The organism is Brevundimonas sp. (genome assembly GCF_046299535.1).
Lineage (GTDB): Bacteria > Pseudomonadota > Alphaproteobacteria > Caulobacterales > Caulobacteraceae > Brevundimonas.
Map to the genome: position 1 here is coordinate 33,539 of NZ_JBKBIB010000013.1, position 18,309 is coordinate 51,847.

General features: G+C 67.2%; 16 protein-coding genes. 9 read left to right on the top strand and 7 right to left on the bottom strand.

Going from position 1 to position 18,309, the window contains the following annotated elements:
• Nucleotides 1-4 precede the first annotated feature (4 nt).
• The 3 genes from carB to ACK4FB_RS11730 form a co-directional block, all read right to left on the bottom strand.
• Nucleotides 5-3,304 (bottom strand): carbamoyl-phosphate synthase large subunit, encoded by a 3,300-nt coding sequence (gene carB / locus ACK4FB_RS11720; protein ID WP_409752296.1) that lies wholly within the window; start codon nt 3,302-3,304, stop codon nt 5-7.
• A gap of 10 nt (nt 3,305-3,314) precedes the next feature.
• On the bottom strand, nt 3,315-3,626 hold the full coding sequence (locus ACK4FB_RS11725; RefSeq protein ID WP_409752299.1) for a hypothetical protein: 312 nt from the start codon (nt 3,624-3,626) through the stop codon (nt 3,315-3,317).
• Between the two features lie 116 nt (nt 3,627-3,742).
• The gene (locus ACK4FB_RS11730) at nt 3,743-4,444 is read right to left on the bottom strand and encodes an HAD family hydrolase (protein ID WP_409752302.1); all 702 of its coding nucleotides are present in this window, start codon (nt 4,442-4,444) and stop codon (nt 3,743-3,745) included.
• 55 nt (nt 4,445-4,499) lie between these two features.
• Here ACK4FB_RS11730 and ACK4FB_RS11735 point away from each other — a divergent pair, with 55 nt between their 5' ends.
• From ACK4FB_RS11735 to ACK4FB_RS11750, 4 genes are all read left to right on the top strand, one after another.
• Nucleotides 4,500-5,198, top strand: a complete 699-nt coding sequence (locus tag ACK4FB_RS11735; protein ID WP_409752305.1) for an SDR family NAD(P)-dependent oxidoreductase — start codon at nt 4,500-4,502, stop codon at nt 5,196-5,198.
• 236 nt (nt 5,199-5,434) lie between these two features.
• Nucleotides 5,435-6,130, top strand: a complete 696-nt coding sequence (locus tag ACK4FB_RS11740) for a hypothetical protein (RefSeq protein ID WP_409752307.1) — start codon at nt 5,435-5,437, stop codon at nt 6,128-6,130.
• Nucleotides 6,131-6,240: 110 nt separating this feature from the next.
• Complete coding sequence (gene carA / locus ACK4FB_RS11745) at nt 6,241-7,425, top strand: glutamine-hydrolyzing carbamoyl-phosphate synthase small subunit (protein WP_409752310.1); 1,185 nt, start codon at nt 6,241-6,243, stop codon at nt 7,423-7,425.
• Nucleotides 7,426-7,746: 321 nt separating this feature from the next.
• Nucleotides 7,747-8,253 carry a pyridoxamine 5'-phosphate oxidase family protein gene (locus tag ACK4FB_RS11750; protein ID WP_409752313.1) on the top strand — a complete coding sequence of 169 codons (507 nt, stop codon included), beginning with the start codon at nt 7,747-7,749 and terminating at the stop codon, nt 8,251-8,253.
• Between the two features lie 131 nt (nt 8,254-8,384).
• Here the strand turns inward: ACK4FB_RS11750 and ACK4FB_RS11755 are convergent, their stop codons facing one another.
• Both ACK4FB_RS11755 and ACK4FB_RS11760 read right to left on the bottom strand, forming a co-directional pair.
• Nucleotides 8,385-9,542 carry a patatin-like phospholipase family protein gene (locus ACK4FB_RS11755; protein ID WP_409752316.1) on the bottom strand — a complete coding sequence of 386 codons (1,158 nt, stop codon included), beginning with the start codon at nt 9,540-9,542 and terminating at the stop codon, nt 8,385-8,387.
• 89 nt (nt 9,543-9,631) lie between these two features.
• Complete coding sequence (locus tag ACK4FB_RS11760; protein WP_409752319.1) at nt 9,632-9,898, bottom strand: hypothetical protein; 267 nt, start codon at nt 9,896-9,898, stop codon at nt 9,632-9,634.
• 217 nt (nt 9,899-10,115) lie between these two features.
• Between ACK4FB_RS11760 and dnaG the strand changes: the two genes are divergently transcribed.
• The gene (dnaG, locus tag ACK4FB_RS11765) at nt 10,116-11,981 is read left to right on the top strand and encodes a DNA primase (RefSeq protein WP_409752322.1); all 1,866 of its coding nucleotides are present in this window, start codon (nt 10,116-10,118) and stop codon (nt 11,979-11,981) included.
• Nucleotides 11,982-12,039: 58 nt separating this feature from the next.
• Nucleotides 12,040-13,983, top strand: a complete 1,944-nt coding sequence (gene rpoD, locus ACK4FB_RS11770; protein WP_409752325.1) for an RNA polymerase sigma factor RpoD — start codon at nt 12,040-12,042, stop codon at nt 13,981-13,983.
• A 281-nt stretch (nt 13,984-14,264) separates the two neighbouring features.
• On the opposite strand, the gene purS is transcribed toward rpoD, so the two are convergent.
• Nucleotides 14,265-14,507 carry a phosphoribosylformylglycinamidine synthase subunit PurS gene (gene purS / locus ACK4FB_RS11775; RefSeq protein WP_409752327.1) on the bottom strand — a complete coding sequence of 81 codons (243 nt, stop codon included), beginning with the start codon at nt 14,505-14,507 and terminating at the stop codon, nt 14,265-14,267.
• Nucleotides 14,507-15,265 carry a phosphoribosylaminoimidazolesuccinocarboxamide synthase gene (purC, locus tag ACK4FB_RS11780; RefSeq protein ID WP_409752330.1) on the bottom strand — a complete coding sequence of 253 codons (759 nt, stop codon included), beginning with the start codon at nt 15,263-15,265 and terminating at the stop codon, nt 14,507-14,509. The genes purS and purC overlap by 1 nt, the downstream gene beginning before the upstream one ends.
• Before the next feature lie 295 nt (nt 15,266-15,560).
• On the opposite strand from purC, the gene ACK4FB_RS11785 reads away from it, so the two are divergent.
• The 3 genes from ACK4FB_RS11785 to ACK4FB_RS11795 all read left to right on the top strand — a co-directional run bounded on the left by ACK4FB_RS11785 (nt 15,561) and on the right by ACK4FB_RS11795 (nt 18,197).
• Nucleotides 15,561-15,884 (top strand): DUF1476 domain-containing protein, encoded by a 324-nt coding sequence (locus tag ACK4FB_RS11785; RefSeq protein WP_409752451.1) that lies wholly within the window; start codon nt 15,561-15,563, stop codon nt 15,882-15,884.
• A 61-nt stretch (nt 15,885-15,945) separates the two neighbouring features.
• The gene (locus tag ACK4FB_RS11790; protein ID WP_409752333.1) at nt 15,946-17,748 is read left to right on the top strand and encodes a porin; all 1,803 of its coding nucleotides are present in this window, start codon (nt 15,946-15,948) and stop codon (nt 17,746-17,748) included.
• Between the two features lie 86 nt (nt 17,749-17,834).
• Entirely contained in the window at nt 17,835-18,197 is a 363-nt protein-coding gene (locus tag ACK4FB_RS11795) for a hypothetical protein (RefSeq protein ID WP_409752336.1), read from the top strand.
• The last annotated feature ends 112 nt before the right edge of the window (nt 18,198-18,309 follow it).

Genomic DNA, 18,309 nt, shown 5'->3' on the forward strand with positions numbered 1-18,309 from the left:
TTTGTCAGCCATACCCCTGCAACGGTCTCACATCCAGTTCGCCGGCCTTGATGGCGGCGATGGCCTGGGCCGACGCGAGGGCGGCGGGGGTGGTGGTGTAGTAGGGGATCTTCATCATCAGGGCCGAGCGGCGGATGGAGAAGCTGTCCGACAGGGACTGCTTGCCCTCGGTGGTGTTGAAGACCAGCTGGACCTCGCCATTCTTCATGGCGTCGACGATGTGGGGACGACCCTCCAGCACCTTCTTGACCAGCCCGACTTCAAGCCCCTGTTCAGTCAGATAGGCGTGGGTGCCGCTGGTGGCCAGGATGGAGAAGCCCTGCTCGATCAGCTTCTTCACCGCGCCGAGGATGAACGGCTTATCGTCGTTGCGCACCGAGACGAAGGCGCAGCCCGAGGTGGGCAGGATGGTCCCGCCGCCCAGCTGCGATTTGGCAAAGGCGCGGGCGAAGGCGCCCTGCATGTCCGCCTCCTCCTCGCGCTTCCAGTCCAGACCCATGACCTCGCCGGTGGAGCGCATCTCGGGCCCCAGCACCGTATCGACGCCGGCGAACCGGGCGAAGGGGAACACCGCTTCCTTCACCGCGATGTGGTCATAGGGTTTGTGCGTCAGGCCGAAGGAGGCCAGCGTCTCGCCCGCCATGACCTTGGCGGCGATGGCGGCGACAGGTTCGCCGATGGTCTTGGCCACGAAGGGCACGGTGCGGCTGGCGCGCGGATTGACCTCCAGCACGAAGATGCGGGGATTGTCGCTGTGCGGCTCCTCGATGGCGAACTGCACGTTCATCAGGCCGCGCACCTTCAGGGCCTTCGCCATGGCTTCCGTCTGGCGCATCAGCTCGGCGACCACGGCCTCGGACAGGGAGTAGGGGGGCATGGAACAGGCGCTGTCGCCCGAGTGGACGCCGGCTTCCTCGATGTGCTCCAGCACACCCGCCACGAACACGTCGTCGGCGTCGCAGATGGCGTCCACGTCCACCTCGGTGGCGCGGTTCAGATAGTGGTCGATCAGGACCGGATCATCGCCGGAGACCTTCATGGCCTCGCCCACGTAGCGGTCCAGCTGCTCGCGGTCGTGCACGATCATCATGCCGCGACCACCCAGCACATAGGAGGGGCGCAGCACCACCGGATAGCCGACTTCCTCGGCCTTCTGCGCGGCTTCCTCGGCCGAGCGGGCCAGGCCGTTGGGCGGCTGCTGCAGGCCGATGTCGTGCAGCATCTTCTGGAACCGCTCGCGGTCCTCGGCCAGGTCGATGGAGTCGACGCTGGTCCCCAGGATCGGCACGCCGTCCTCTTCCAGCGCATGGGCCAGCTTCAGCGGGGTCTGGCCGCCGAACTGGACCACCACGCCGATGAGGTCGCCCTTCGAGCGCTCCACATCGATCAGTTCCAGCACGTCCTCGGCCGTCAGGGGCTCGAAATACAGGCGGTCGGAGGTGTCGTAGTCGGTTGAGACGGTCTCCGGGTTGCAGTTGACCATGATCGACTCGACGCCGATGTCGGCGAAGGCGAAGGCTGCGTGACAGCAGCAATAGTCGAACTCGATGCCCTGACCGATGCGGTTCGGCCCGCCGCCCAGGATGATCGCCTTCCTGCGGTCCGACGGCGCGGCCTCGCAGTCGGGGACCTGACCCAGGGCGCCGGTCTCATAGGTCGAGTACATATAGGCCGTGGCGCTGGCGAACTCGGCGGCGCAGGTGTCGATGCGCTTGAACACCGGGCGCACCGACAGACCCCGGCGGGCGTCGCGCACGGCCTTCTCGGTGGTTCCGGTCAGCTGGGCGAGGCGGGCGTCGGAAAAGCCAATGCCCTTCAGGCGGCGGAAGTCGGCGGCGTCGGTGGGCAGGCCCTTGACTCGAATATGGCCTTCCTCGCGGACGATCTCGGCGATCTGGCGCAGGAACCACGGCTCATAGGAACAGGCGGCCTGCACCTCCTCGACGCTCAGGCCGTGTCGGAAGGCCTGGGCGATGACGCGGATGCGGTCCGGCGTGGGCAGGCCCAGGGCGCGGACGACCGCCCCCTTGATGGCGGCCTCGTCCTCGGCTCCCGTGACGCCCTCGATCTCGATCTCGTCGAAGCCGTTCAGCCCGGTCTCCAGCCCGCGCAGGGCCTTCTGCATGGACTCCTTGAAGGTCCGGCCGATGGCCATGACCTCGCCCACCGACTTCATGGAGGTGGACAGCATCGGCTCGGCGCCCGGGTACTTCTCGAAGGCGAAGCGCGGGATCTTGGTGACCACATAGTCGATGGACGGCTCGAAGCTGGCCGGGGTCACCTGGGTGATGTCGTTGGTCAGCTCGTCCAGGGTGTAACCGACCGCCAGACGGGCGGCGACCTTGGCGATGGGGAAGCCCGTGGCCTTGGAGGCCAGCGCGGAGCTGCGCGACACGCGCGGGTTCATCTCGATGACGACCATGCGGCCGTCCTTCGGATTGATCGCCCACTGGACGTTGGAACCGCCGGTCTCCACCCCGATCTCGCGCAGGACGTTGATCGAACCCGTGCGCATCCGCTGATACTCCTTGTCGGTCAGCGTCAGGGCAGGGGCCACGGTGATGGAATCGCCGGTGTGGACGCCCATCGGATCGACGTTCTCGATGGAGCAGACGATGATGCAGTTGTCCGCATGGTCGCGGACCACCTCCATCTCGTATTCCTTCCAGCCCAGCACCGACTCCTCGATCAGCACCTCGGTGGTCGGGGACAGGTCCAGGCCGCGCTCGACGATCTCGCGGAACTCCTCCACATTGTAGGCGATGCCGCCGCCGGTGCCGGCGAGGGTGAAGCTGGGGCGGACGATGGCGGGCAGGCCCACGAAGGCCAGGGCGTCCTCGGCCTCGTCGATATGGTGCACGGCCTTGGAGCGCGGACTTTCCAGACCCAGCTTGTCCATGGCGTCGCGGAATTTCTGGCGGTCCTCGGCCTTGTCGATGACCTCGGCCCGGGCCCCGATCATCTCCACGCCCAGCCGCTTCAGGGTGCCCGAGGCGTCCAGCGCCAGGGCGGTGTTCAGCGCGGTCTGGCCGCCCATGGTGGGCAGCAGGGCGTCGGGCCGCTCCTTCTCGATGATCTTCTCGACCATCTCGGGCGTAATCGGCTCGATATAGGTGGCGTCGGCCACCTCCGGGTCGGTCATGATGGTGGCCGGGTTCGAGTTGACCAGGATCACCCGGTACCCTTCGGCCTTGAGCGCCTTGCACGCCTGCACGCCTGAGTAATCGAACTCGCACGCCTGCCCGATGACGATGGGGCCCGCGCCGATGATCAGGATGGACTTGATGTCTGTGCGTTTGGGCATGGGCGCCTACTCAGTTCGTCACGACCGCGCACTCCCAGCCGTCATAGTCCAGCTGGAAGGCCGCGGCCCAGGATTGCATCATGGCGGAGACGGGGGCGAAAGACGCCTCGTCCACCGGGATCGTGGTCTCGAGGATGGTGGTTTCGTCCTGACCGCGGGTCAGGAACCCGGCGCGCCGGGCCACCTCGTTCAGGTCGTCGTGGGCGCCGTCGCCGTGAAAATAGAACAGGGTGTGACGCGGCGTCCGCCCGCTGTCGCCGTGCTCGGCCAGGGCGGCGCGCACCATGGCGTCACGGTCCTCATGGCTGGGGGCGTCGGACAAGGCGGCTTCTGCTCCGGGTTTCACGCGCGCGAACGCCCCCGCCGGGGCGGGGCGAGACGGATGAGGTTGTCGGTTAAGCGGTCCGTTTAGAGGCGAGCACGCCTCACGACAAGCACTTATCGATCACTGCGCGTTTCCACCCACGGCGGCACTTCGCCGATTGCGTCCAGGGCGGCGAACCGGGGCTCGTTGTCCGGGGCGTCGGCCAGCTCGTGGGCCCAGGTGACGGCGTAGGGGATGTGGGCGGCCCAGGCGCCGGCCTGGAGGGCGGGCAGGACATCGGATTTCATGGAGTTGCCCACCATGGCGGCCTGCCCGGCGCCCGTGCCGTGGCGCCGGAAGGCGCGGTCATAGGTCTCGGCGGTCTTCTCGGACACGATCTCCACGGCCGAGAACAGGTCGCCCAGTCCGGAGGCGGCAAGCTTGCGCTCCTGATCCATCAGGTCGCCCTTGGTGATCAGCACCAGACGGTACTGCTCCGACAGGCGGTTCAGGGTCTCGGCCACGCCGGGAAGGGTCTCCACCGGATGGGACAGCATCTCGCGCCCGGCGGCCAGGATCTCGCTGATGACCCGGGGCGGGGGCGCGCCGTCGGTCAGCTCCATGGCCGTCTCGATCATGGACAGGGTGAAGCCCTTCACCCCGTAGCCGTAAAGGCGAAGGTTACGCTGTTCGGTCGCCGCCAGTCGGGATTCGATCCGGTCGCGGTCGTGGTGCTCTGACAAAAGGTCGGCGAACCGGTCGTGGGTCAGCCGGAAGATGGTCTCGTTGTGCCAGAGGGTGTCGTCGGCATCCAGGCCGATGGTGGTGATGGGCATGATCGCTCCCTATCATGGGGACGGAAGCGGCGGAAAGCGGTCGGGAGAGCGCCTCATGCGGGCTGTGATAATTGGAGCGTCAGGCGGGATCGGCGCGGCCATGGCTGCGCGGCTGGCGGCCGACGACCGGTACGAGGCCGTGTTCGGCGTATCGCGCACAGGCCGGGCGCCGGACGGCGTCGCAGCTCTGAAGGCGGACATTACCGATGCGGCGTCGCTCGAAGCGGCGGCGGCGACGGTGGGCGCTCCGGTGGACCTGTGCGTGGTGGCCAGCGGCGTGCTCCATGACGGGTTTCAGCCTGAACGGAGCTGGCGCGCCCTGGACGCCGACCATCTGCAGAGGGACTTCGCGGTCAACGCCATGGGCCCGGCCCTGGCGGCGCGGGCCTTCCTGCCGCTGGCGCCGCGCGAGGGCAGGGCGGTGTTCGCGGCCCTGTCGGCCCGTGTGGGCAGCATCGGCGACAACCGGCTTGGCGGCTGGCACAGCTACCGGGCGTCCAAGGCTGCCCTGAACATGATCCTCAAGACCCTGTCGGTCGAGCTGGCCCGCACCCATCCCGGCATGATCTGCGTCGGGCTTCACCCCGGCACCGTAGACACGGCGCTGAGCGAACCGTTCCAGAAGGGCGTGGCGCCGGAAAAGCTGTTTCAGGCGGCGTATTCCGCCACACGTCTGCTGGCCGTGGTGGATGTACTGACGCCGGCGGATTCAGGCTTCGTTTTCGACTGGAAAGGGGAACGCATCGCCGAATAACCGTGCTTGATAACCGCGTTCTTTCATCCTTTTTGTTAGCGTTACATTTTTGTTTTCCACGTCATTCTGGCCGACTTCACAAGCCCGCTCCAGGCGGGGCAGTGAAGGTGGGAGAGATCGCAATGGCTTACCCGACGGGGCATTCGCTTCCGGCGGGATTGAGCGACACGCCAGCCGGAGCGGATGGGGACCGCCCGGTCGAAGCGCGCAGCTTCAGTCCCGTTGGGACCAAAAGTTTGACATTTCCTTTGGTCACCGAGGCTCGCAGAGAGCTGACGGTCACCCTGGCCGCGAAGCCGGTCTTTGATCTTGTGAAAAAAAGTCACGTGGGCGCCCGTCTGGCGCGAAACGTGCGTCGGGCGGGCGGCGAAAGCGCTCTGGCCGGCATGCACCGCGTCCGGCTTGAGGTCGCCGACCTGAGGCGCATTGATGTGGAGACCCTGCGTCATGGGGTGGGGCTGCTGGACCTGCCGGGCGGCGCGACGGGCGTCGCCCCGGCCTTCTGGCGCACGGTGGCCTCGTCGGCGGGACGGTTCTCCCTGCTCTATACGGGGCTTGCGGCCGATGTGGACGCAGGCCTCCTGCTGGTCGAGATCATGGGCGTGGACATGAAGGCGACACCGGAGGACGTCCGCGCAGCCATAGACCATATGGGGGCCCAGCGACGCGGGGTGATCGTCCATGCCCCGCCCGAAGCCGGTTTGATCGCCCGTCTGGCGCCGGTGCAGCCTCGCTGCGTCTCGCTGGATTTCGCCGGGATCGAGACCGCCAGTGCGGTTGACTGGCGCGCCGCTGCCGAGCTGATCGCCCAGGCGAGGCGTGTTGCGCGCGACGTGTTGCTGGTCAATCTGCCCCCCGCGCGGGGGGAGGCTGCAGCTGCTGCGGGCGCCACCCACGCCGTGTTCTGCGACATGGCCCGTGTGACCGCCTGAGGCGTCCCGTAGCGCTTGACCTGCGCGGTGCGAATCCATAGGAACGCGGCCGTTTGCCATCGGGGTCGGTTCGGCCCATGAAGGCGCGTCCCCAAGTCCAGGAGCCCGCCATGACCACCCTGCTGCCCGGCGCCACCGGCGTGCTCGTCCTGGCCAATGGAACCGTGCTGCAGGGGATCGGGGTCGGCGCGACGGGATCGGCCTTGGGCGAGGTGGTCTTCAACACCGCCATGACCGGCTATCAGGAGATCCTGACCGACCCCAGCTACATGAAACAGGTTCTGGTCTTCACCTTCCCACACGTGGGCAACGTGGGGACCAACGGCGAGGACGTGGAGCAGATCGGCGACGGCGGCGCCGGCACGGCGGCCGTGGGCGCGGTGTTCCGCGACCTGCCCACCGATCCGGCCAACTGGCGCAGCGACCACGGCTTCGACACCTGGATGAAGCGGCGCGGCGTGGTGGGTCTGGCCGGCGTTGACACCCGCGCCCTGACCGCCGCCATTCGCGACAACGGCTCGCCCCACGGGGTCATCGCCCATGACCCGGACGGCAAGTTCGATCTGGACGCCCTGATCGCCCAGGCGCGCGAATGGTCCGGCCTTGTGGGTCTCGATCTGGCGAAGGACGCCTCGTGCCTGCAGGCCTTCGACTGGAACGAAGCGACCTGGGAATGGCCCGAGGGCTACGCCGCCGGCGACGGCCGCCGCAACGAGGTCGTCGTCGTGGACTACGGCGTGAAGCGCAACATCCTGCGCGCCCTGGCCGCCACCGGCGCGAAGATCACCGTGGTGCCCGCTGCGACCACGGCCGAGGAGATCCTGGCCCGCAATCCCGACGGCGTCATGCTGTCCAACGGCCCGGGCGATCCGGCGGCAACCGGCGAATACGCCGTGCCCGAAATCCGCAAACTGGTGGACTCGGGCAAGCCCGTCATGGGCATCTGCCTGGGCCACCAGATGCTGGCCCTCGCGCTGGGCGCGAAGACAGTCAAGATGGATCAGGGCCACCACGGCGCCAACCATCCGGTCAAGGACGTCACCACCGGCAAGGTGGAGATCGTCTCGATGAACCACGGCTTCACCGTCGACCGCGACAGCCTGCCGGAAGCCGTCACCGAAACCCACGTGAGCCTGTTCGACGGCACCAACTGCGGCATCGCGCTCAAGGACCGCCCCGTCTTCGGCGTCCAGCATCACCCCGAAGCCTCCCCCGGCCCGGCCGACAGCCTTTACCTGTTCGACCGCTTCGCTGAGCACATGGACGCGGCGCGGGGTCAGGGCGCGTCCTCATAAACATCGCTGATGTCGCAGCGTCCGCTGACAAGCAGACAGTCGGTGTTTGATCACGGCCCTTGGGCGACGTAGGGAACGTCAGCTTGGCGGCAGTCAGGCCGCCCCAGCGCTGGCGTTCGGGTCTGCGGCCAGCGCTTGCGCCCTGTAAGGTTCGATCCCGAGGTGGCCACGCTCTGGAAAGCGCCAATAGCGGGCGCTGGCGCGGATCCCGAGGTGCGACGTTCGCGAACGCGCGCCCTCCCAAGACAGCTATCTCCCGGCATCGAGGCAACGGCCAGGCGGGCTTGGCGTTGGAGTGGAGTTGAACAAGAGGAGACGCCCGTGAAAGAGCGACAAGACGACAATGCGAAGCCGCCAGAAGAAGTTCGCGAGCGCATCTGGGAGCTGGCCGACAAGATCGATATCTGCATGTTCACGACCTGGGACGGGGAGCAGCAGCATAGCCGGCCTCTTTCGGCCCGCGTTCGCAAAGACGAGCACAGCATCTATTTCCTGGTAGATCAGTCCGGCGAAAAGAATGGCCAGATTGATCGCTTCCCGAAGGTGTCCTGCGCCTGGGCGGACAACGGCGACTACAAATACGTCCTGATCGGAGGGACGGCGGTCCTGACGAATGACCGCGCCAGGATCGCTGAACTCTTCACCAAGGCCGATGAAGCCTGGTGGGAGGACAAGAACCATCCGACGATACGTCTCCTTACCGTCACCCCCGAGCGCGGGGAACTGTGGGATAGCCCTGGCAAGGCGGTGGCGCTCGTCAAGATGGTCAAGGCGGTCGTGACAGGCGACGCCCCCAAGATGGGTGACAACGCAAAGGTCGCCCTGTGAGCGCAAGCTCCGGCTAGCGCCGCCATCGCCCCGATCGAAGACATCAGCCGTATGGTTCTGGCGTGGGAAACGTCCGCTCTTCGGCCGTTCGGCCAGGACCGAGTCCGACCCCTTACTTATGAGGACACAATCTAGGGCTCCACCACCTCGGGTTCGGCCAGGGTCTGCCAGCCGGAGCCGTCCAGCCCCAGCCGCCGCCCGGCCTCATAGCTGCGCTGCATGGACTCCTGACTGAAGTCGAACGCCGCGTCCGGCGCATCCTCGGGCATGGAAACCACGTCCAGACCCATCCCCAGGGTCCGCGCCAGCTGGGCTGTGCGGGCCACATCGGCGCGGGTGATGGCCTTGCGCATGATGTCGAAGCTGCGCACCGCCACCGACAACCCGCTGAGCGTCGCCGTGGCGAAGGTGGGCTCGGGGTGGCCGTTGATGATGACCCAGATGCGGCCGGGCAGCCCGCCGGTCAGGTCCTGCGCCCCGTCGGGCGGGCGCAGCAGGAACGGTTCCGGCGCCACCAGCACATTGGCCACCGTGCCGCCGTCCACGTGCAGCTCCACCGCCTGACGCCCCTCGTTGCTGAGGGTCAGCGGGACGGGCGGAAAAGCCACCGGAATGCTGGCCGAGGCGATCAGGATGTCCATGAACAGCAGGCGCGAGGCGTCGTCGGTCCGCTGGGCCAGGGCGCCCATGTCCCAGACGATCTGCGTCTGGGTGTCCAGGCTGGTGGTGGCCACATACAGCCGTCTGCCCGCACGGTGCTGTTCGGCCACGGCGCGCAGCAGGTCCTCGTCCACATTGTTGACCACCAGTTGGGCCAGCGGCTCGGGGCGAAACACGCTGGGCCGGAACAGCACGCCGAGGCCCCGCGAGCGCAGCAGGCCCTCGGACCCGCCGTCGGTGAAGGCCTGGGCCAGCCCGGCGTCCCCCGTCTCGCCGACGAAGGCGAAGGGCGCGATCAGGGCGCCGGTGCTGACGCCGGTGACGATTTCGAATTGGGGCCGGTCCCCGCGCTCACCCCAGCCGTTCAGCACGCCCGCCCCGAAGGCGCCGTTCGCCCCGCCGCCGGACAGCGCCAGCAGGTCCACCGTCCCGTCCTCAGCCGACCGGGCCGCCACGGCCAGTTCGCGGACAAAGCGCAACTGGGCCTCTTCCACGTCGAAATCGTAGCGAATGGCCGGGCTGGCGGCGCTCAACTGGGCGGCCGTGACCTCAACCCGCGGATAGGTCTGGCAGGCGGCGAGCGCCATCAGCAGGATGCAGCCCGCAACGATGCGGCCCTGACGCGCCATGATCTTCTCCCTTGCCCTGCGGGGAGAGTGCGCCGCCGTGCGGACTGGGACAACCCGCTTTGTCCGACAAACCGTGGACCGCCGATGGCCTAGGGCAGGGCGCTCAGTCGACAGTCCCGTCGCAACTCCGCAGCCTTGCGGAGTGCAAGCGGCGCCGCGCCGAGCCAGTAGGCGGCGTCGTCCGGCCGCCCGGCGTGTCGGCGCTCGAGACCGCGCCGTCGACGCAGGGCGGCGTTCTGCATCAGCCGGGCGTGCAGCGCGCGGGGATGGTCATTGATGACGGTTGGAGAGCAGGGAACCGCGACGGCGTCGGGCCCCTTCGGCTCCACCGCCGGGCGGGCGATGGCAATGAACATGGTCAGCTTCCGGATGACCCTTTCGCCTGCTGGCGTCGGTGGTCCTGATCGTCCGCTTTCTGGGGACGGGTTGGATAGTTAACCACAGGCGGCTGTGGATAGTTCCGTTCGAATAGGAAAAAGAACATAGAAGTCAGTGGCTTATGTCTCAGTTTCGCCTTTATGGTTAATCAAACCCTAAGATCACGATCCCGCAAGGACTGGTCTATAAGGCCCTGTGCGCTTCGACGACCGTTTCATTGATGAGCTGAAAAGCCGCCTGCGTCCCTCGGACGTCATCGGGCGGACGGTGAAGCTCAAGCGTCAGGGACGGGAGTTCGCCGGCCTGTCGCCCTTCACCAAGGAAAAGTCGCCGTCCTTCTTCGTCAACGACGAGAAGGGCTTCTTCCACGACTTCAGCTCCGGCAAGCACGGCGACATCATCAGCTTCCTGCAGGAAACCGAACGCCTCAGCTTCGTCGAGGCGGTCGAACGTCTGGCGGCCGAGGCGGGCATGGCCCTGCCGGCCCCCGATCCCCAGGCCGCCGAGCGCGAGCAGAAACGCCAGGGTCTGGCCGACTGGATGGACCTGGCCCAGAAATGGTTCGCCGCCAATCTGCGCCGCTCGAACGGCAAGGCCGCCCGCGAGATGCTGGAGCGGCGCGGCCTGCCCGAGGACCAGTGGGACCGCTTCGGCCTGGGCTACGCCCCTAACGACCGTGAAGGCTTGAAGAACGCCCTGATCCAGCGCGGCGCCAAACCGTCCGAACTGGTGGACGCCGGACTGTTGATCGCCCCGGAGGGGGGCGGAGCTCCCTATGACCGGTTCCGCGACCGGTTGATGTTCCCCATCCACGACGCGCGCGGCCGCATCGTCAGCTTCGGCGGCCGGGCCATGAACCCGGACGACCGGGCCAAATATCTGAACGGGCCCGAGACCACGCTCTTTCACAAGGGCGCCACCCTCTACGGACTGCCCGAGGCGCGCCGCATCCTAGGGGCGGGGTCCCGGTCCGATACCGCCATCGTGGTGGTGGAGGGCTACATGGACGTGATCGCCTGCCACCGCGCGGGCATTCCTGCCGTCGCCCCCATGGGCACCGCCCTGACAGAGGAGCAGATGGCCCTGCTGTGGCGGGTCAGCGCCGAGCCGGTGCTTTGCTTCGACGGCGATTCCGCGGGACAGCGCGCCGCGGGCCGGGCGCTGGAGCGGGCGCTGCCCCTGCTGAAGTCGGGCCGGTCCTTCCGTTTCGCCCTTCTGACAGGCGGACAGGACCCGGACGACATCCTGCGCGACAAGGGCGCGCCCGCCCTTCGAAACGCCCTGTCCGAAACCCGGCCCTTCGCCGAGATGCTGTTCGAGCGTGAGCGGGACGCCGAGCCGCTGGACACCCCCGAACGCAAGGCCGGCCTGAAGGGCCGCCTGCGGCAGGCCGCCCAGGCCATTCAGGACGCGGATCTGGCCGAACAGTACCGCCGCGAGTTGTTCGAGCGGTTCGACGACCTGTTCCCGCGCCGCCCGGCGTTCCAGCCGCGCCAGCCCGGCGCCCGCTGGGCCCCCGGCAAACCCGCCGTCATCGGCGCCACCGACGAGGGCAGGGCGGCGGTGACGGCCCTGTCGCGTTCCATCGAGCCCCTCGCAGCCGCCCTGGCCCATGCGGCCATAGACGACCCCGAACGACTGGACGATCATCTGGAGGCCGTGGGCCGCCACGGCTTCGGCGATCCGGCCCTGACAGCCCTCGCCGACGAGATCGTCAGGCTCAGGATGTCGGGCCTGGCCCTTGACAGCGCCGCCCTGCGACGCCATCTGGCGCAATCGGGTCTTGATGCGTTGATGCGCGAGGTCGAGAAGGCGGCGGCGAAGTCCGGTACGCCATTCCTGGCCGCGAATGCGCCCCTCGCCGAAGCGCGGGCCCGATGGTCGCAGGCGTTCGACGCTCTGACCCGCATGGCGGCGTTGGAGGGAGCGCTTAGCTCAGCGAAGTCGGAGGCGCACCGCGGCTTCGACGCCTCGGCTTTCAGTCGTCTGAAAGCCGAGCGCGATGCATTGCGACGAGCCATCAAGACGGGAACCTTGTGGGACGAGGCGGCGGGTTCGTAACAAACCGCGCCTTCGAACGTTGTTAAAGCCAGCGATATTTCGCGGCTGGAGAGACTGAATGAGCGCGCAGACCGAGACCCAGGAAGCGGAAACCACCAATGACGGGCCGCTGCTCGATCTGACTGACGCCGGCGTCAAGAAATTCATCCGCCAGGCCAAGACCCGTGGTTTCGTCACGATGGAGGAGCTGAACAAGGTCCTGCCGTCCGAGGAATTCACCCCCGACCAGATCGAAGACACCTTGGCCATGCTGTCCGAGATGGGGGTCAACGTGGTCGAGGCGGAGGAAGACGGCGAAGCGCAGTCCACAGAAGTGGCCGAGCGCGCCGAGACCGCCGTGGCGGAAACGGGCGCCAAGCCCGCCTATGACCGCACCGATGATCCTGTCCGCATGTATCTGCGCGAAATGGGCTCGGTCGAACTTCTGAGCCGCGAGGGCGAAATCGCCATCGCCAAGCGTATCGAGGCCGGCCGCGACGCCATGATCTCGGGCCTGTGCGAAAGCGCCCTGACGTTCGAGGCCATCATGGTGTGGCGCGACGAACTGGCCAACGGCCGCATCCTGCTGCGCGAGGTCATCGACCTGGACCAGACCTACGGCGGCCAGAACACCGGCGAGGGCGAGGGTGAAGGCGAGGACGCCGAGGAAGAGGGCGAAAAAGCCGAACCCGAGGCCAAGGAAGAAAAACCCGAAGGCGACGACGACGAGGACGACGACGATTTCGACGACGGCGGCGGTCTGTCCATCTCGGCCATGGAAGCCGAGCTGCGCGACGGGGTCATGGAGATTCTGGACGCCGTGGCGTCGGACTTCGACGCCTTCCGCAAGCTGCAGGACAAGCTGGTCGAGGCGCGCCTGAAGGGCGACGCCCTGTCGACCAAGGACCAGAAAAACTACGAGGCCCTGACCGGCGCCATTTCGGACCGGCTCAAGACCCTCAAGCTGAACAACAACCGCATCGAGGCGCTGGTCGAGCAGTTGTACGCCATCAACAAGCGCCTGATCGGCCTGGAAGGCCGCCTGCTGCGTCTGGCCGACAGCTACGGCATCTCGCGCCCCGAATTCCTCAAGGCCTATTTCGGCGCCGAACTGGACCCGACCTGGAGCGAACGGGTCAAGGAAATGGGCGTGCGCTGGACCAAGTTCAGCGACAACGAGGCCGAACAGATCGCCCAGATCCGCTCGGACGTGGCCGCCGTGGCCACCGAGGCCGGCCTGCCCATCGACGATTACCGCCGCATCGTCCAGACCGTCCAGAAGGGCGAGCGGGAGGCCCGTCAGGCCAAGAAGGAAATGGTCGAGGCCAACCTGCGCCTGGTCATCTCCATCGCCAAGAAATACACCAACCGCGGCCTGCAGTTCCTTGATCTCATTCAGGAAGGCAACATCGGCCTGATGAAGGCGGTGGACAAGTTCGAGTATCGCCGCGGCTACAAATTCTCCACCTACGCCACATGGTGGATCCGTCAGGCCATCACCCGCTCCATCGCCGATCAGGCCCGCACCATCCGCATCCCGGTGCACATGATCGAGACGATCAACAAGATCGTGCGCACCCAGCGCCAGATGCTGCACGAGATCGGGCGCGAGGCGACGCCGGAGGAGCTGGCCGAACGTCTGGCCATGCCGCTGGAGAAGGTCCGCAAGGTCCTCAAGATCGCCAAGGAGCCCATCAGCCTCGAAACGCCCATCGGCGACGAGGAAGACTCGCACCTGGGCGACTTCATCGAGGACAAGAACGCGATCCTGCCCATCGACGCCGCCATCCAGTCGAACCTGCGCGAAACCACCACCCGCGTGCTGGCGTCCCTGACGCCGCGCGAGGAGCGGGTGCTGCGCATGCGCTTCGGCATCGGCATGAACACGGACCACACCCTTGAGGAGGTGGGCCAGCAGTTCAGCGTCACCCGCGAGCGCATCCGTCAGATCGAGGCCAAGGCCCTGCGCAAGCTCAAGCACCCCTCGCGGTCGCGGAAGCTGCGCTCGTTCCTGGACAGCTGACGCTCAATCCTGCCTCATTGAGGGAGGGGGACCGTGTAGCGGTGGAGGGGGCTGGCCGGGAGGCTGGATGCTCAACCGCGCTCAGCATTAAGTCCTCAACACCCGCTCATCCCGGCGAAGGCCGGGATCCAGATGCGAGGCCTCGAGAGCGGTTCAGCTATCAGGCTGTTTATGCCGCCCACCCCAAACCCGGCCATATGATCTGGATCCCGGCCTTCGCCGGGACGAGCGGAATGAGGTCGCTATAACGGCCAAAACAGGCGCGGAACGCGCCCGTGGGCTCAGCCCACCTCGACCCGGTAGCTCTCGATCACCGTATTGGCCAGCAAGGTCTCGCACATGCGCTTCACCTCGGCTTCGGGGTCGGCCACGTCGTCGGCCAGATCGAACTCGATCATCTTGCCGACGCGGGCGTTCGTAACGCCGGGCCAGCCCAGGCTGTGCAGGGCGCCTTCGACGGCCTTGCCCTGGACGTCCAGAACGCCGGGCTTGAGATAGACGTGAACCTTAACCTTGCGGGCCATCAGTGCAGGCCTCCCTGAATCACGGTGGGCATGTCCTTCATGATGCCGAGACGGCGCGCGACCTCGGCGTAGTTCTCGATCACGTCGCCCAGGTCGCGGCGGAAGCGGTCCTTGTCCATCTTCTCGCCGGTGGTGGTGTCCCACAGGCGGCAGGAATCGGGGCTGATCTCGTCGGCCAGGATGACGCGGGCGAAGTCGTTCTCCCACACCCGGCCGAACTCGATCTTGAAGTCCACCAGGGTGATGCCCACCGCGCCGAACATCCCCGACAGATAGTCGTTGATGCGCACGGTCATGGTCAGCATGTCATCGATCTCCTGGGTGGTGGCCCAGTTGAAAGCGGTGATGTGCTCTTCGGTCACCATCGGATCGCCGAGCTCATCCTTCTTGTAATAGAATTCGATGATCGAGCGGGGCAGGGGGGTCCCTTCCTCCTGGCCCAGACGCTGGGCGAGGGAGCCGGCCACCACGTTGCGGCAGACCACCTCCAGCGGGATGATCTCCACCTCGCGGATTAGCTGTTCGCGCAGGTTCAGCCGCTTGATGAAGTGATTGGCGATGCCCATGCCCGCCAGGCGGGTCATGATGAACTCGCTGATCTTGTTGTTCAGCACGCCCTTGCCTTCCAGCGTGGCCTTTTTCTGGGCGTTGAAGGCGGTGGCGTCGTCCTTGAAGTACTGGATCAGGGTGCCGGGCTCGGGACCCTCGTAGAGGATCTTGGCCTTGCCTTCGTAAATCTTCTTGCGGTTCTTCATCACGGTTCCCGTAGGGGGAGGCGGCGGCGCAGGGCCGAAAAAACGAAAACCGCGCCGCCTCGGGCCTGAAGAGGCCGAAAGGGCTGCGCGGACGGAATCAGGCTGGCGCCACTATAGCGCTCGGCGGTAGACTGCGCGGCGCCTATATCGCATGGGCGTGAAAGGCACAAACGCCGCCAACCGGCTGCGTCGGATTCGCAAGTGCGTCGCCTGTCCCAGTTCCTGTTGCGTTCGCGCCGGGGCGGGCTATAGACGGCGCCGCGACCCGCCGGGGGCGCGTCAGGAGTTGATGCTGCGTATGACCACCTTTGACGAACGCGAAAAGGGTTTTGAGAGCAAGTTCGCCCGCGACCAGGAGCAGGAATTCAAGGCCGTCGCGCGCCGCAACAAGCTGCTGGGCCTCTGGGCCGCCGAGAAGATGGGTTTGTCCGCCGAAAGCGCGGAAACCTACGCCGCCGCCGTGGTGCGCGCCGATTTCGAGCAGCCGGGCGACGAGGATGTGGTGCGCAAGGTCGCCGGCGACCTGAAGGGCTCGGGCCTGTCGGTCTCCGAAAGCGAACTGCGCTCCAAGATGGACGAGCTCATGTCCCACGCCCGCGAGCAGATTCGCCAAGGCGACTGATACCTTATTGGCGAAAGAACCGCGTTAGGTTAGAAATGCCCCCGGGGAAGCGGGGGGCGTCATGCAAAAGCGTGTTCTGTTGGGGCTGGGTTTCGGGTGCGTCGGCGCGTGGGCTGCGAGCCCTGACGCCGCGCTCAGTCAGCCTGTCGAATATGTGCGCGTCTGCGACATCTACGGAGCCGGGTACTATTACATCCCCGGCACGGAGCGCTGCCTTCGGGCCGCTACCGGCGAGATTCGCTGGGAAACCGCCTTCGGCACCATGCGCAACGTCAGCGGGATCGGCGGGACGGTCCAGGGCACGTCCGCCTTTTCGTCCGGGGACGGCGCCACGGTGATCGGGGCCGGGGCCTGGGGCGGCGGCGATCCGACAACCGACAATCCGCCCTATGATCCTTCGAGCGGCGCAACGCTGGAGCAATGGCAGCTGCAGTTTCCGCGATCCGCCTTCAGCAACGTCGGCGCCACCGCGATAGGCTACCAAGCCCGGGCAGGGGCCGGGGCGGACGGGCAGGACAACGCAACGGCCGTCGGTCATTCGGCCTCGGCCAATGCCCTGAACGCCGCCGCCTTCGGCCAGGGCGCCACCGCCTCCGCCGAGGGGGCCGTGGCTATCGGTCAGGGCTCCATGGCCACCATCGCCAATACCGTCTCGTTCGGGGCGGCGGGCGCGGAGCGACGGCTGATGAACGTCTCCGCCGGCGTGATGGGCACAGACGCGGTCAATCTGGCCCAGATGACGGCCGCCATCACCAGCGCCGAGGCGGTGTTGAACAGCTCCATCGGCACGGTCGAGGCGGACCTCACCGGCGCCCTGGCCGCGGCCCAGACCGCCCTCAATGACGCCATCGCCGCCGCCCGGCTGGACTTCAACCAGTCCATCGCCGGTCTGGGGGACGACTTCGACATCGATCTGACTGCGCTCAGCGCCGACGTCAGCAATCGGCTCGCCGACCTCCAGCAGCAGATTCAGGACATAACCGCCGCGGGCGGCGGCTTCGCCAGCGGCGGCACGGGGCCCGCCCCCACCGCCACCGGGCAGGGGGCCCACGCCTCCGGTCACGGCGCACAGGCCCACGGGGGCAACACCACGGTCTACGGGACCAACGCGCGCGCCACCTTCGAGGGGGCTGTGGCCATCGGGGCCAACGCCCTGGCGTCTGCGGACCCGACCACGGCGGTCGGCTTCTCCGCCCAGGCCACGGGAAACAACGCCTCGGCCTTTGGCGGCTTCGCGACGGCGTCCGCTGAAAACGCCACGGCTCTGGGCGAGAGCGCCGTTGCTGATGCGATTGGCGCGACGGCGGTCGGACGGGGGGCGACGGCCTCCCATGCCAACAGCGTCGCGCTGGGCGCGGGTGCGGAAACCGGCCGGGGCGCCCAGTCCGGCTATGCGGCGCTTGGCCTTGCGGCCCCGCAGAACTCGGCGGGCGAGGTCTCGGTGGGCGTGGCCGGCGGGGCGCGCCAGATCACCAATGTCGCCGCCGGCAGTGCGGCCACCGACGCCGTCAATGTCAGCCAGCTGGCCGGCGTCCGCAGCGAGGTCATGGCCTACACCGACGACCGCATCCTGACCCTCATGGCCTATACCGACGACCGTTTCGAGGACATGGCCGTCGGTCTGGACCGGGTGCGCGAGCGGGCGGATGCGGGCGCGGCGTCGGCCGCGGCCCTCGCGGGCCTTCCCATGGCCGTCAGCCCGGGCGCAAGCATGGTCTCCGGCGCGATCGGCGTGTGGCGCGATGAGGCGGCGCTGGCTTTCGGCCTGTCCCATCGGTTCGACCAGCGCTGGTCGGTAAGGGCCGGCGGGACCTACAGCCAGCGCGGCTCCGGCTTCAACGCAGGCGTGGGAATCGAGTTCTGATCCGTCGCCGTGATCTGTGGACGGCCGGGCCAGCGTTGGCCGCAGCTGCGGCCAGCGCCGCGCGGGCTCAGTCACAGGTCACGCGCGTGCCCCTGGACCGCGCCGCCCAGGTCATTCTGATCCGCGGGCCATTGACCGCCCTGCATCAGGCCAATGTCACGGGCAACTACGGCGTTCTGCGCGACCTGGGCGGGCCGTCATTTCGGGTGAATACGTCAGCGGGCCTGGCGGCCCTGTTCGAGCCGGTGCGAAGCCGCAGCCTCGATCTGGCACAGGTGCTGGTGCACGAGCCGGTGGTTATTCGCGGCCCGCTGCTGGATGAGCAAGGCCGCCTGCGCTTGACCGGATTCTTCCCCTTGCCGAGCTATCAACTCGTATTCGACATCGCCTATGAGCCTGCCGAGGGCGAATGGAAGCTGTTTGGTCTGGCGGTTTCGGCCGAAGCGTGAACGGCCGGACGGAATAAGGGCCGCACCCGGGGGAAAGTGCGGCCCTTGGAGACCGGGGCGCCCGGGGGGGATGTGGCGACCCGATTCATGTTTGCGCTGTCAAACTGTCTGC

What these genes read in the sequence shown, in the direction of transcription:
- carB (WP_409752296.1), bottom strand. Translation starts at nt 3,304, where the DNA reads ATGCCCAAACGCACAGACATCAAGTCCATCCTGATCATCGGCGCGGGC.
- ACK4FB_RS11730 (WP_409752302.1), bottom strand. Translation starts at nt 4,444, where the DNA reads ATGCCCATCACCACCATCGGCCTGGATGCCGACGACACCCTCTGGCAC.
- ACK4FB_RS11735 (WP_409752305.1), top strand. Translation starts at nt 4,500, where the DNA reads ATGCGGGCTGTGATAATTGGAGCGTCAGGCGGGATCGGCGCGGCCATG.
- carA (WP_409752310.1), top strand. Translation starts at nt 6,241, where the DNA reads ATGACCACCCTGCTGCCCGGCGCCACCGGCGTGCTCGTCCTGGCCAAT.
- ACK4FB_RS11755 (WP_409752316.1), bottom strand. Translation starts at nt 9,542, where the DNA reads ATGGCGCGTCAGGGCCGCATCGTTGCGGGCTGCATCCTGCTGATGGCG.
- ACK4FB_RS11760 (WP_409752319.1), bottom strand. Translation starts at nt 9,898, where the DNA reads ATGTTCATTGCCATCGCCCGCCCGGCGGTGGAGCCGAAGGGGCCCGAC.
- rpoD (WP_409752325.1), top strand. Translation starts at nt 12,040, where the DNA reads ATGAGCGCGCAGACCGAGACCCAGGAAGCGGAAACCACCAATGACGGG.
- purS (WP_409752327.1), bottom strand. Translation starts at nt 14,507, where the DNA reads ATGGCCCGCAAGGTTAAGGTTCACGTCTATCTCAAGCCCGGCGTTCTG.
- ACK4FB_RS11785 (WP_409752451.1), top strand. Translation starts at nt 15,561, where the DNA reads ATGACCACCTTTGACGAACGCGAAAAGGGTTTTGAGAGCAAGTTCGCC.
- ACK4FB_RS11790 (WP_409752333.1), top strand. Translation starts at nt 15,946, where the DNA reads ATGCAAAAGCGTGTTCTGTTGGGGCTGGGTTTCGGGTGCGTCGGCGCG.